Origin of the sequence: Pseudomonas sp. P42 (genome assembly GCF_017973755.1) — a bacterium.
Taxonomy (GTDB): domain Bacteria; phylum Pseudomonadota; class Gammaproteobacteria; order Pseudomonadales; family Pseudomonadaceae; genus Aquipseudomonas; species Aquipseudomonas iridis.
The window spans coordinates 959,345-972,278 of the sequence record NZ_JACOPU010000002.1; the positions used below are offsets into that span (position 1 = coordinate 959,345).

At 57.9% G+C, this 12,934-nt stretch carries 16 protein-coding genes; 6 read left to right on the forward strand and 10 right to left on the reverse strand.

The window, feature by feature from the left end:
* Positions 1 to 11 precede the first annotated feature (11 nt).
* The 6 genes from H8B20_RS09325 to soxR form a co-directional block, all read right to left on the reverse strand.
* A complete protein-coding gene (locus H8B20_RS09325; RefSeq protein ID WP_210622935.1) occupies positions 12 to 587 on the reverse strand; it encodes a DUF6162 family protein in 576 nt (191 codons plus the stop codon).
* A complete protein-coding gene (locus H8B20_RS09330) occupies positions 584 to 925 on the reverse strand; it encodes a hypothetical protein (RefSeq protein WP_047302285.1) in 342 nt (113 codons plus the stop codon). Before H8B20_RS09330 ends, H8B20_RS09325 begins: the two co-directional genes overlap by 4 nt.
* Entirely contained in the window at positions 922 to 1,464 is a 543-nt protein-coding gene (locus H8B20_RS09335; protein ID WP_210622936.1) for a thiamine pyrophosphate-binding protein, read from the reverse strand. Before H8B20_RS09335 ends, H8B20_RS09330 begins: the two co-directional genes overlap by 4 nt.
* The gene (locus H8B20_RS09340; RefSeq protein ID WP_210622937.1) at positions 1,461 to 2,660 is read right to left on the reverse strand and encodes a PepSY-associated TM helix domain-containing protein; all 1,200 of its coding nucleotides are present in this window, start codon (positions 2,658 to 2,660) and stop codon (positions 1,461 to 1,463) included. Before H8B20_RS09340 ends, H8B20_RS09335 begins: the two co-directional genes overlap by 4 nt.
* 340 nt (positions 2,661 to 3,000) lie before the next feature.
* Positions 3,001 to 3,459 (reverse strand): VOC family protein, encoded by a 459-nt coding sequence (locus H8B20_RS09345; protein ID WP_210622938.1) that lies wholly within the window; start codon positions 3,457 to 3,459, stop codon positions 3,001 to 3,003.
* A 112-nt stretch (positions 3,460 to 3,571) separates the two neighbouring features.
* A complete protein-coding gene (gene soxR, locus H8B20_RS09350) occupies positions 3,572 to 4,024 on the reverse strand; it encodes a redox-sensitive transcriptional activator SoxR (RefSeq protein ID WP_210622939.1) in 453 nt (150 codons plus the stop codon).
* A gap of 93 nt (positions 4,025 to 4,117) precedes the next feature.
* Between soxR and H8B20_RS09355 the strand changes: the two genes are divergently transcribed.
* The 5 genes from H8B20_RS09355 (at position 4,118) to H8B20_RS09375 (ending at position 8,851) form a co-directional block, all read left to right on the forward strand.
* Positions 4,118 to 4,483: an antibiotic biosynthesis monooxygenase gene (locus tag H8B20_RS09355; RefSeq protein WP_047302280.1), complete on the forward strand. Its 366-nt coding sequence runs from the start codon at positions 4,118 to 4,120 to the stop codon at positions 4,481 to 4,483.
* Positions 4,484 to 4,632: 149 nt separating this feature from the next.
* Complete coding sequence (locus H8B20_RS09360; RefSeq protein ID WP_210622940.1) at positions 4,633 to 4,902, forward strand: hypothetical protein; 270 nt, start codon at positions 4,633 to 4,635, stop codon at positions 4,900 to 4,902.
* 99 nt (positions 4,903 to 5,001) lie between these two features.
* Complete coding sequence (locus H8B20_RS09365) at positions 5,002 to 5,616, forward strand: LysE family translocator (RefSeq protein ID WP_042560193.1); 615 nt, start codon at positions 5,002 to 5,004, stop codon at positions 5,614 to 5,616.
* 205 nt (positions 5,617 to 5,821) lie between these two features.
* Positions 5,822 to 6,988 (forward strand): aminotransferase class V-fold PLP-dependent enzyme, encoded by a 1,167-nt coding sequence (locus H8B20_RS09370; RefSeq protein ID WP_210622941.1) that lies wholly within the window; start codon positions 5,822 to 5,824, stop codon positions 6,986 to 6,988.
* A 54-nt stretch (positions 6,989 to 7,042) separates the two neighbouring features.
* Positions 7,043 to 8,851, forward strand: coding sequence for an aminopeptidase P family protein (locus H8B20_RS09375; protein WP_210622942.1), 1,809 nt, complete (start codon positions 7,043 to 7,045; stop codon positions 8,849 to 8,851).
* Between the two features lie 47 nt (positions 8,852 to 8,898).
* Here the strand turns inward: H8B20_RS09375 and H8B20_RS09380 are convergent, their stop codons facing one another.
* Together H8B20_RS09380 and H8B20_RS09385 are read right to left on the reverse strand one after the other, a co-directional pair.
* Entirely contained in the window at positions 8,899 to 9,495 is a 597-nt protein-coding gene (locus H8B20_RS09380) for a 2-hydroxychromene-2-carboxylate isomerase (protein WP_210622943.1), read from the reverse strand.
* A 37-nt stretch (positions 9,496 to 9,532) separates the two neighbouring features.
* The gene (locus H8B20_RS09385) at positions 9,533 to 10,261 is read right to left on the reverse strand and encodes an SDR family oxidoreductase (RefSeq protein WP_210622945.1); all 729 of its coding nucleotides are present in this window, start codon (positions 10,259 to 10,261) and stop codon (positions 9,533 to 9,535) included.
* 92 nt (positions 10,262 to 10,353) lie between these two features.
* On the opposite strand from H8B20_RS09385, the gene H8B20_RS09390 reads away from it, so the two are divergent.
* On the forward strand, positions 10,354 to 10,917 hold the full coding sequence (locus H8B20_RS09390; RefSeq protein WP_210622946.1) for a TetR/AcrR family transcriptional regulator: 564 nt from the start codon (positions 10,354 to 10,356) through the stop codon (positions 10,915 to 10,917).
* A gap of 1 nt (position 10,918) precedes the next feature.
* Here H8B20_RS09390 and H8B20_RS09395 read toward each other — a convergent pair whose 3' ends face one another.
* Positions 10,919 to 11,200, reverse strand: coding sequence for a hypothetical protein (locus H8B20_RS09395; protein ID WP_042560187.1), 282 nt, complete (start codon positions 11,198 to 11,200; stop codon positions 10,919 to 10,921).
* Between the two features lie 168 nt (positions 11,201 to 11,368).
* Positions 11,369 to 12,256, reverse strand: a complete 888-nt coding sequence (rhtA, locus tag H8B20_RS09400) for a threonine/homoserine exporter RhtA (RefSeq protein WP_210622947.1) — start codon at positions 12,254 to 12,256, stop codon at positions 11,369 to 11,371.
* Between the last annotated feature and the right edge of the window lie 678 nt (positions 12,257 to 12,934).

The following is a 12,934-nucleotide window of genomic DNA, read 5'->3' on the forward strand; positions in this document are numbered from 1 at the left end:
AGGGCGAGGAATCAATGGCGATGTTCGCGGGTAACCCCGGCATCGTATTGCGCGACGATCTGTTTCCAGCCAGCGGCGGCCAGGGCGGCGTCAGTCAGCTCCCGAGGCGCCGTGAGTGCGGCGTCACGGTTGAGCCAGATGTCCGGCGCAGCCTGGTCATCGGCGCTGACGCGCATCAGAAACGAACCGGCGATGGAGGGTGTCTGGCTATGACCGAAGTAGGCGGCGTCGGTCGGCATTTGCCATGCGTGACCGCCTCGGGCGACGGAACTCGCGTCCTGGGCGAACGGGGCAAAACCTTCGTTTGCCAGATTTTTGGGGGGTGGCAGGGTGTTCTGCTCTTCGCGCAGCAAGCGGATTTCGTCCAGCGTCACGCGCAGGTCGGCATAGATGCCTTGCTCGGCGGCGCTGAGGTCGCGGCGCGCGTCCAGTTGATTGCTGGCGACAGGTTCCGGTTCATGGGACACCCCGCGCCATGCCACCACGGAGCCTGCCAACGCCAGGATCAGCAGGCACAGCAGCAACACGTTGAGGGTTTCATGGCCGGCACCGGCCGGGCGCACGATTTGTGTGGTGGGCGTACTCATGGCGCTTCGATATCCGCTTGGTCGATTTCCACCACATGGCCAGGGCCCGCGTCGAACAGCACGTAGAACTCGGCGCCAGGTTTTTTGAAGGTCACTGTCGAGTCGGGGCCGAGCTTGCCCGGCACCAGAATCGTTTCGTCGTAACCGATCACATCCAGGGTCACTCCGGGTGCGCCGCTGCCATCGGAGAAGCCACCGGTACATTTGATCTGTTCGTCATCGACGGCTTTGCATTCGCACATCGGGTTGTGCGCCAGTGCGCTTGCACTGAAGCCGGCGCACAGCACCAACAACGCGGCGCTGATTCGCAGACGGAAAGGGCGTTGCGAGCAGGTCATGGTTTGGCTCCTTGTTTGTTCAGCCAGGCGATGGTGGCGGGGGAGGCCTGGCTCAGGGGAATCGAGGCCTGATGCATGCTGCCGTCCCAGCCTTCCATGGTGATCCACAGTTCGGCGTCGGGTTTGGTCTTGTCCGGAATTGGCACTTGTGTGCCCATGTTGTAGGGCGTGCCGAAGAAGATTGAACCGGCGGCACGCAGGCTGCGGGGTTTGCCGATGCGCAGGTAGGTTGCCTTGACCCCTTCGACACAAGTGGTGCACAGCGCAGCGCTGAAGCCTTTGAGATAACCGGCTGTACCGTCGGAACGTGGCGCCTCATTGCGAAACTCGGCCAGGCGCAGGCTCCACGGCCCAACCGGGATTTCACCTATCTCGCGCTCGCCGAGGCCTGCGTCACCGCGGAAGAGTGCTTGTTCGGCGAAGTAGTTGGGCATGAAACCCAACGGGATCAGCAGCAACAAGATGTTTATGTGAAAGCGCCATTTATGCCAGAACAGACTCAGTCGCGACGGTTGCGGGGCAGTGGTGATCTTGCTCACGAGTTGACCTCCGACGGTTCACGGCTGACGACGGCTTGCGCCTTCACGCGATTTTTTTTGTCTTCGCGCTTGAGCGCATTGACGGTCGCCAGCGCCGTGCGTTTGGTCCAGATCAACAAGCCGCTCAGGACCATCATGCTCAACACGAGGCCGAAGAAGAACCAGATGAGCTTGATCCACAGCCCGCCGAAATCACCGGTGTGCAGCGGTCGCATTGATTCGGTGACGAATTCCAGGGCCGTTCGATCGGACAGCAACCGCGAGGCAGCGACCTCACCGTTGTATGGATTGAGGGTGGCGCTCTGGAACATCAGTGGATACCAGCCGCGCCCCTGGATATCGAGGTGGCTGTAGGCGTTGCCCGGGAGAAAAATACTGCTGGCTTCCAGCCCTGGAATCTTTTGCCGGGCGATTTCGACGGCCTGGTCCAGGCTCACTTGTGGTGGTGGCAAACCGTTGGCCGACAGCGGCACGCTCTCACGAGACATGGACGCGATGACCGGCTCGCTGGAGATCGAAATCTGGTAGTCGGACAGGAATGCCTCGATCAGGAACCAGACGGCCGTGATGGAAATGACCGCGATGAACCAGATCGACCAGATGCCGCTCAGACGATGAAAGTCGCCCCAGAAGATCCGTGCGCCGTGGCGAAAACGCAAGGTCGGACTGAAAAAGCCTTTCCAGAAGCGTTTGTAGACGACCAGCCCCGTAACCAGTGACGCCAGCATTGGCAAGGCCAGGAACGACACCAGATACCAGCCCCAACTGTAGCCATTGGTGAACGGCACCAGCCACCAGCCATGCAATGCGCGGGTGAAGCCGCGAAAGTTGAAATCAGGTGCCTTGCCCTGGATCACCCCGGTGTACGGGTTTACGTACAGTATTTGCGAATGACCATCCGGTTTGCTGACGCTCACATCCAGGGCGAAATGCGATTCGTCCGGACGATTGATGCGCTTGACCAGCAACTCCGGCTCGGCCTTTTTGATGGCGGCCATGATCTCGTCATAACCCAGCAGCGGTGCGTCGTCAGACGGTTGATTGGCGTGCATCTGTGGATTGGCCAGCCAGACGATTTCCTGGCTGACCACCGCCAGCGTTCCGGTCACGCAAACGATCAGGACGAAAAACCAGATCGGTAATGCGAGCCAGCTATGTACCAGGAACCACAGTTTGGAACGGGATTTTTTCGACATGATTACGCGTCTAGAGAGCGGTGAAAGGGCGCGTGGCTGCGGGCTTCACAGCACGGGTATCCCCGAAAGGCGCCCGTGGCTTTTGCCTACGCGAGCGGCCTGCATCTCTATAGGACGGATGAGCGAGATTAATCCCGATAAGGAATGTGAAAGTAAATGTTTCGCGTTCTGTTCGACATCGCAACGTATTGCGGGAGGGGCGGGCTGGTGGAGTGTGTCAGTCCGCTTCAATGCCGGATTTGTAAGAGCTTTCGCGAGCAGGCACGCTCCCACATTTGAAATGCATTCCAAGGTGGGAGAGAGCCTGCTCGCGAAAGTGTCAGTTCGGACACTGAGGTAATCAGCCTTGGCTGAACATCTCCATCGCCCGCTGCTTGATCTGCTCTTCAGTCAGATCTTCCTTGTGGGTCGCGAGAAACCACAAATGCCCGTAGGGGTCCTTCAACGTTCCACTGCGATCACCGTAAAACTGATCCTTGACCTCAGACACCACGGTTGCCCCGGCATCCAGCGCCCTTTGGAATGACTTGTCGACATCAGTCACATACAGATGCAAACCGACGGAGACGGTTTGCTCCGGACTGCTCAATGGCCCTTGATCGCACGGCGAGCCGAGCATGATTGCGCTGTCACCAATACGCAGTTCCGCGTGGCCGATGCTGCCGTCGGGCATGGCCAGGCGCATGACCTCGGTAGCGCCGAACGCTTTCTTGTAGAAGTCGATGGCCTCGACGGCCTTTTGGATGCCGAGATACGGGGTAATGCTGTGATACCCCTCGGGGATGGGTTTGACGCTCATGACGTTCTCCCTGTTTTTATTTTCCGAAATGTTGCTTCACCGGATTCCCGGAAAAATCACTATAGAACTGTCTTCCCGGCCAGGAATTTCGCCCGACGAGCAGCAGCTCACATTACGTATCCAAAAAGTGCGCCCCCGGCCCTTGCTCACCCAGCACATCGCCCTGATTGCGCAACGGACACGCCTCCATCGACAGGCAGCCACAACCAATGCAGCCGTTGAGCCGGTCGCGCAGCAGCGTCAGTTGATTGATCCGTTCATCCAGTTCCCGTCGCCACTGCTCCGATAGAAACTTCCAGTCCGCCGCCGTCGGTGCGCGATCGTCCGGGAGGACTTTCAGTGCTTCACCGATCTGCGCAAGCGGAATCCCCAGACGCTGCGCAACCTTGATCAATGCCACTCGGCGCAGCACGGCGCGCGCATAACGTCGCTGATTGCCGGCATTGCGCTGGCTCCTGATCAAACCCTTGGACTCATAAAAATGCAGGGCAGTGACCGCAACACCACTGCGCGCCGCGACTTCGCCGACGGTGAGGGGCTTGTGCAGGTTTTCGTGGGTGATCATGGTGAAATTGCTCTTGACCTTGACTTAACTAGAGGTTTTACCCTGCGCTTCTTCGAGTCGCAAGATTCGCCTTACAGATAAGTGGGGAATTTCATGCAAGCATCAGCGAAAAACAGCAGCTTCACCCAATTGATCGAGTTCGAGATCGAGCCTCGCCAGCAGCCGGGGCTGGTCTCGGCGCTGTCGATGCAGACTGAACGCCTGGCTCAGCGCTATCAGGGTTTCGTCAGCGCAAGCGTGCAGGCCAGCGACGATGGCCGGCGGGTATTGAGCTTGCTGCAATGGCAAACCCGCGAGGCGGGGGAAGCGGCGTTCCGCAGTTTCGAAAGCGGTGAACAGGATTTCTGGCAGTTGATCCGCGCCCATCAGGCGAAAACAGTGACCTTCAATTCATTTCAGGTACTGAGCAGCATCGCTCGCAGTCACGATGATGCGTTGCACTGCAACCTGGTCGGTTAGATCGACAGCTTTGTCAGGCGCTCACTTTGGGGAGATATGCGATGGTGACGATTTGCTGATAGCCACTATTGAGAGCGTTGATTTCTGCGCATGCGTGTCGGGGCGTAGCCTTTCTCCATCGACTCCACATTGCTCGCCAGGACGCTCTCATGAATCATTTACTGACTGTCTCGCTGTTGCTCGCCGTCTCCGTACTCGCCGGATGTGCCAGCCAGGTTTCTCCGGAATTGCGGCCCTACTCGGCAGAAGAATCCCGGGAACTGGCCATGGAGGCACTGAACCGCAGCGGTCTGTCATTTGACGAATACCATGCCAAAAAAGCCCGATTACTTGGTCAGCCACAGAAGGCCTTCGGTTTTGACAAGCAGGGCGAGATGAGCGCTGAACGTGCCGTACAGCTGCATGGGCGCCCTAGCTGAAAACAAACTGTACTGCTTGAAGTATTAGCCAACTGTCCGTGGGTTTGCCGGGCCGCCTGGGTTAGGGTCTACACCTGAATGACCCTGACGGACTGCACCATGAACCTCTCGCTTGATTTACTGCTGGGCTTTGCCCTGTTTGCCCTTGTCACCTCGATTACGCCGGGGCCGAACAACACCATGTTGCTGGCATCGGGCGTCAACTTCGGATTTAACCGCACCATCCCGCACATGCTCGGCATCACCTGTGGATTCTTCGTCCTTGTGGTCGCCGTGGGATTTGGTCTGGGCGCAGTGTTTCAGTCCTATCCGATTCTCTATACGGTCCTGCGCTACGTCGGCGCGGCGTATCTGTTGTATCTGGCATGGAAGATCGCCCATTCGGGGCCGGTCGGTGACAACGTCCAGGGCGAAGCCAAGCCGATCAGCTACCTGGGCGCCGCGGCGTTCCAGTGGGTCAATCCCAAGGCGTGGATCATGGCCATTGGTGCCATCAGCACGTACACGCCGATGCAGGGATACTTCACCAACGTCGTGGTGATCGCCGCGGTGTTCGCGATCATCAACTTGCCGAGCGTCGGCGTCTGGGCAGCGTGTGGCACGCTGCTGCGCAATGTGCTGAAGGAACCGCGCTGGTTGCGCGTATTCAACTGGGGCATGGCGGCATTGCTGGTGATTTCGTTGTATCCGTTACTTCTTGAAAGCTTTAGCTGACGCGTTGCTTCAACCGCCGACCCGATGCCTGTTAAGCTCGGCTTCAGGAGCGTTCCTACGCACTTTTAAATGAAGTTGTTCTTCTTTAACGGCATCCGATCAGGTATTGATGACGCTCTCGAACCGACGCGCAGCCCACAAGGCTGCGCAGTGCCGTTTGCAGACACGAGCCTCCTGATCCCGGAACACGCTCTGCGAGTCTTTTATGAACACACGTCCGTTGTATTTCGATTACGCCGCCACCACCCCGGTGGACGAGCGGGTCATCCAGGTGATGATCGAATGTCTGGGGTTTCACGGTAACTTCGGCAACCCGGCCTCCAGCTCCCACGCGTTTGGCCAGCAGGCTCGGCAGACGGTCGAGCAGGCCCGCCGGCAAGTCGCCGAACTGGTCGGGGCGCAAGCCGAACAGATCGTCTGGACCTCCGGTGCCACCGAGTCCAATAACCTCGCGCTGAAAGGCGTTGCCCAGGCGCGCGGTGTCTGCGGCGGCCACATCATTACCAGCCAGATCGAACACAAAGCCATCCTCGATACCGCCCGCCAGTTGCAGGACTCCGGCGTTGCCGTGACCTATCTGGTCCCGGACGCTGATGGCTTGATCACTCCGCAGGCGGTCAGCGAAGCGATGCGCGATGACACCTTTCTGGTCTCGCTGATGCTGGTCAACAACGAACTCGGCACTGTCAACGACATCCCGGCCATCGGTGAAATCGTCCGCGGTCGCGAGGCGCTCTTCCATGTCGATGCGGCTCAGGGCGCCGGCAAAGTGGCGATCGACCTGGCGCAGTGGCCAGTGGATCTGATGTCGTTCTCGGCGCACAAACTCTATGGCCCCAAAGGCATTGGCGCGTTGTACGTCGGCCCACGGGCGCAGCAACGCGTGCAGGCACAGATTCATGGTGGCGGACACGAAAGCGGCTTGCGCTCCGGGACGCTGGCGACTCATCAGATTGCCGGAATGGGCGCTGCATTCGCTTTGGCCGCAGGCGTTTTCGATGAAGAGAAAAAATCCATCGTCGCGTTGCGCGAACGCTTGCTCGAACAATTGCTGAGTCTGCCCGGCGTACGTCTTAATGGCAGTGCCAGTCAGCGCATTGCGCACACCTTGAGCCTGACGTTCAGCGAGGGCGATTTCAACAGCGCGGCGCTGAGCCATTCGATCGCGTTTTCCGCGACCTCAGCCTGTAACTCCGCAAGCAACGCGCCATCCCACGTGCTGTTGGCGCTGGGGCATGATGCGCGTCTGGCGGGGCGTACCATTCGTCTGAGCCTCGGCCGTTTCACCACCGCAGAAGATGTCGACAAGGCTTGCGAATTGATCAAGACCGCCTGCGCCAGTGCTCCGGCATTCTGGGCGACAGGGCTTTAACCAGCCGAACCATGGCTACGAACAATAACGAATAAGTGATTAGCAGGAGACATGATGAGTACCCAGACCTTGACCGAAGGATCGGTGCCCCAGCGCCTGGCGCGCACCCGTGAACTGATGCGCCGTGAAGGCATTCATGCGTTGTTGGTGCCTTCTGCCGACCCGCATCTGTCGGAATATTTGCCGGGTTACTGGCAGGGACGGCAGTGGCTGTCGGGTTTTCATGGTTCGGTCGGGACACTGATTGTCACCCTCGATTTCGCCGGTGTCTGGGCCGACAGTCGTTACTGGGAGCAGGCGACCAAGGAACTCAATGGCAGCGATATCGAACTGGTCAAGCTGCAACCAGGGCAGCCGAGTCCGCTGGACTGGCTGGCTGAACAGACTCCGGAAGGTGGCGTGGTTGCAGTCGACGGGGCTGTGATGGCCGTGGCTTCGGCGCGTACGTTGAGCGTCAAGCTCCAAGCACGTGGCGCGAGTCTGCGTACCGATATCGATCTGCTTAAGGAAGTCTGGAGCGACCGGCCAACTCTGCCAAACGCGCCGATCTATCAGCATCTGCCACCGCAAGCGACCGTAAGCCGCGGCGAAAAGCTCGCCAAACTGCGTGAAACCCTGCAGGAGCGCAGCGCTGACTGGCACTTCATCGCCACCCTCGACGACATCGCATGGCTGTTCAATCTGCGCGGCGGCGATGTGTCGTTCAATCCGGTGTTCGTCTCTTTCGCCCTGATCAATCAGCAACAAGCGACGTTGTTCGTTGCGTTGAGCAAAGTTGATGCGCCGTTGCGTGCAGTGCTGGAACAGGACGGCGTGACGCTGCGCGACTACAGCGAAGTGTCCGAGGCCTTGCGCGCCGTGCCGAGCGGCGCGAGCCTTCTGGTGGACCCGGCGCGTGTCACCAGCGGTCTGTTGGATAACCTCGACAGTGGCGTAACACTGGTCGAAGGCTTGAACCCGACCACGTTGGCCAAATCGCAAAAAAGTGAAGCCGACGCCGCGCACATTCGTAAAGCGATGGAGCAGGACGGCGCGGCACTCTGCGAGTTCTTCGCCTGGCTGGAATCGGCTTGGGGTCGTGAGCGCATTACCGAGCTGACCATCGACGAGAAACTCACCGCTGCCCGCGAGCGTCGTCCGGATTATGTGTCGCTGAGTTTCAATACCATCGCTGCCTTCAATGCCAATGGCGCGATGCCGCATTATCACGCGACTGAAGAAGAGCACGCGGTGATCGAGGGGGACGGTCTGTTGCTGATCGACTCCGGTGGTCAATATCTCGGCGGCACGACCGACATCACGCGCATGGTGCCGGTCGGTACTCCGACTGAAGAACAGAAGCGCGATTGCACACGCGTGTTGAAAGGCGTGATTGCGCTGTCGCGGGCACAGTTCCCGAAAGGCATTCTGTCTCCACTGCTCGACGCCATCGCGCGCGCGCCGATCTGGGCTGAAAGTGTGGATTACGGCCACGGCACCGGTCACGGCGTGGGTTACTTCCTCAATGTGCACGAAGGCCCGCAAGTGATTGCCTATCAGGCAGCGCCGGCGCCACAGACCGCGATGCAACCGGGGATGATTACTTCGATCGAACCGGGCACTTATCGTCCGGGCCGTTGGGGCGTGCGCATCGAAAACCTGGCGATGAACCGTGAGGCAGGCAGCAGCGAGTTCGGCGACTTCCTCAAGTTTGAAACCTTGACCCTGTGCCCGATCGACACGCGTTGTTTGCTGCCAGACTTGCTCAGTCAGGAAGAAAAACAGTGGTTCAACGCCTACCACGCCGAGGTGCGTGAGCGCTTGAGCCCGTTGCTCGACGGTGCTGCGCTGGAGTGGCTGAATACGCGTACTGTTGCAATCTGATCGGCATGTGCGGGCGCTGAAAACAGCGCCCGCGTGTTTCTTTCAATTTAGACCTGACGCAATGCTTCCTCGACAAAGTCGAGACGATCCTGGCCGAAGAACATCTGATTGCCGATAAACAGGGTCGGAGCGCCGAAAACGCCTCGCTTGATGGCGGTTTCGGTGTTGTCCTTCAGCGCCGCCTTGACTGTTTCGTCGTTGGTCAGCGCCAGAACGTCATCGGGCGCAAACCCGTGTTCGTTCAACACGGCAGCCACAGTCGCCGGGTCGCTCAGGTTTCTGCCCTCCATCCACAACGCCGTGAACAAGCAATCGACAAACGCCTGAAAGCGTTCCGGTTGTCGCAGTTGTATGCCGGTGACGGCGCGCATCAACTGCAGCGTATTGATCGGAAAGTGTGGATTGAAATTGAGAGCTACACCATAGCGTTTGGCGTAGCGGCCCAGATCCTGAAACATGTAGCGACCCTTGGCCGGGATCATTGCCGGTGAGGCGTTGCCGGTAGCTTTGAACACACCGCCCAGCAGCATCGGAATGTAGGTCAGCTGACTATTGGTTTCTGCGCAGATCCTGGGTAGTTGGGTGTAGGCCAGATAAGTGGCAGGGCTGCCGAGGTCGAAATAGAACTCCACGGTTTTGGTCATTTTCGCTGCTCTCTATTTATTGTTATGGGCGGTGGGTTTACCAGCGTTCATTCCAGGGGCGCAGATCCAGCTCGAACGTCCATGCATCGCGTGGCTGGTTGTGCAGATACCAGTAATTTTCGGCGATGTGCTCGGGATCGAGAATGCCGTCCTGATCCTTGGTGGCGTATTTCTCGGGGAAACTGTTGCGGATGAAATCCGTATCAATGGCACCATCGACCACGATGTGGGCAACATGAATGTTCATCGGGCCCAATTCGCGAGCCATGCTTTGTGCGAGCGCGCGGATGCCATGCTTGGCGCCAGCGAATGCGGCGAAACCCGATGAGCCGCGCAGTCCGGCAGTTGCACCGGTGAACAGAATGGTTCCACGTTTACGCGTGACCATGCGTTTGGCCACTTCACGGGCATTGAGAAAACCTGAGAAACAAGCCATCTCCCAGATCTTGAAGTATTTGCGAGCGGTTTCTTCAAGGATGCTGCACGGCACGTTGGCACCGATGTTGAAGACAAAAGCCTCAATCGGGCCGAGGCGGGCTTCGATGTCTTCGATTAGCGCGATGACTTCTTCTTCCTTGCGCGCATCGCAAGCAAAGCCGTGAGCTTCGCCGCCTTCGGCCTGAATCGCGTCCACCAGCGGCTGCAATTTATCGGCACTGCGCCGCGTGACGCACGCAACGAATCCTTCTTTGCCAAAGCGCTTGGCAATCGCGCCACCCGTGGCATCACCCGCACCGACAACCAATACGACCTTCTTGTTATTCATGGGTGAACCCCTTTGGTAAACGATCGTTAAGTGAACGAACGTTATGCTAGGATTCGGCCAGCGTCAAGGTGGTCAATTCGAGGGCAAACAACATGCGTTACTCCGCCAATCACAAGCTGGAAACCCAGGAAAAACTATTGCAGAGCAGTGCGCTGTCGGCCAAGCGATCCGGGTTTTCCACGGTTGGCGTCGATGGTTTGATGAAGGCTATAGGGCTCAGCGGTGCAGCGTTCTATAGTCATTTCTCATCCAAGGATGCGTTGTTCAATGCCATCGTCGAGCGGGAGTTGGGGCAAAGTCTTGAGCGACTGGGCGGGCAGGAGGGGCAGGATCGTGAGCGGCTGGAGCGTTGCCTCAAACACTATTTGAGCATGGCTCACGTAGAGCAGCCTGAATCCGGCTGTGCTTTGCCGGCGTTAGGCGCGGAAATCGCCCGTTCGGATATTCAGGTGCGTGAGCAGGCCCAGATGTGGATCTGCAGGCTTCAGGACGGTTGGGCGCAGACCCTTGGGAGCGACAGCCTGGCATGGTCGATTCTGTCGCAGTGCGTTGGCGCGTTGGTAGTGGCGCGAATGCTGGCCACGCCGGACGTTCAGCGCAAGGTGCTGGAGTCCAGCCGCGACGAAATTGGGCGTCAGATCTCCCGGCAGCCGTGATCTATTTACAGATGACGATCATGCTGCGGCTAGTGTAGCCAGCGGGATTTAGGCCGAATGGATAGTCGCCGGGCTCCTCTACCGAATCCCCTGACTTGGCGATGACCTTGTAGCCTTTCGGGGCGCAGGAGTTGGCTGCGCTGGTATAGCACTTGTCCCAAGAGGACGAGAGTCCCGAACAGTTGATGTGCAGCCCTTTCTTGCCGTGCTTCACCTGGGTTTTCGAGGTCGCCGCACAGCCCGCAACTGCGAGTACGGCGATCAATATCAAAATTCGTTTCATTACCGTCCTTATAGCTGCCGCGAGTCTGATGCTCCGGTCTGCCTGTATTCGCTTGCGCTCTCAGCGTTTCGAAATCCCTGTCGGAAAAAATCCATATCTTGCATTGGGTTGCGAGTCTAAACATGGCCTAAATGAACGCCAATTGCCAGACCTTCGTCAAATCCTGTCTCAATCTGCCGCAATGGCAGGCTTGGCGGCGCTGCCCATGGTCATGGTCGCGCCAACGGAAGCCAGAATAATGCACATGATCGCCATCCATTGTGACAGCGTGAGGTATTCCTGCAAAAACAGCAGACCCGACAGCGCGCCGAATGCCGGTTCGATACTCATCAATGTACCGAAGGTCCTCGCGGGCATTCGGGTGAGAGCAACCATTTCCAGGGTGTAGGGCAGGGCGGTGGACAGGATGGCGACGCCGATCGCAATCGGGATCAGCGAGGGTGTGAGTAGCGCTGCGCCAGCATGCACGATGCCGATGGGTGCCACGAACAGCGCCGCGATCATCACGCCTAACGCTGCGGTCGTGACGCCGTTATCAGCACCGGCCCTCTGACCAAACAGAATGTATAGCGCCCAGCAGATCCCGGCACCCAATGCATACCCGGCCCCAACCAGGTCGATTCCCGCGGTTGTCGCCCCCGTGGGTATCAATAGCACCAGGCCGGCTATGGCCAGGCCGATCCACAGAAAATCGATGGCGCGCCGGGATGCATATATAGCTACGGCCAATGGGCCGGTAAATTCGAGAGCAACGGCGATGCCCAGCGGCACTGTGCGCAATGACATATAGAAGAGGAAGTTCATGCCTCCCAACGCAATGCCGTAGATGATGACGGTACGCAGCGACTTGGCTGTCAGCTTTGCTCGCCAGGGGCGCAGCAATAAAAGCATGATCACACTTGCGAAAATCAGGCGCAGGGTTGTCGTCCCCTGAGCGCCCACCACTGGAAACATGCTTTTGGCCAGCGATGCACCGGACTGGATGGATGCCATGGCTATTAATAGCAGGCCAACCGGGAACAGCATTGAGGCAAGAGAGCGGGGTTGGTCATTCATTGCGCGGCATCGTCCAAGGTAAGAGCGGGGTATTATTGTAGATGTTGGGCAATATATTGCGCATTCATGCCTCTGACGTCTATATATAAGCAGGATTTTCGGAAGTTTCGATAAAATCGAAAATAGCGGTTGACGGCAGATTCCAGACGTCTATAATTCGCCCCACTTCCGGCGCAGTCGAAACGGAAAACTCCTTGAGATTCAATGAGTTAAGTAGGTTTCGAGAGCGGGTCGCTTCAGTTCATCGAAGCCTGGAAGGAGTTGAAAGAGTGGTGATGTTTGGCTCTTTTGACGGTTCGATCTTCTCGGTCGAAAGCGGAGAAAAAGAGGTGTTGACAACAGCGAGTAACGCTGTAGAATTCGCCTCCCGCTAACGAGAGATCGGAAGCGCAAGTGGTTGAAGTTGTTGAAGAATTCTTCGAAAACTTCTGAAAATAATCACTTGACAGCAAATGAGGCTGCTGTAGAATGCGCGCCTCGGTTGAGACGAAAGATCTTAACCAACCGCTCTTTAACAACTGAATCAAGCAATTCGTGTGGGTGCTTGTGGAGTCAGACTGATAGTCAACAAGATTATCAGCATCACAAGTTACTCCGCGAGAAATCAAAGATGTAACCAACGATTGCTGAGCCAAGTTTAGGGTTTCTTAAAAACCCAAAGATGTTTGAACTGAAGAG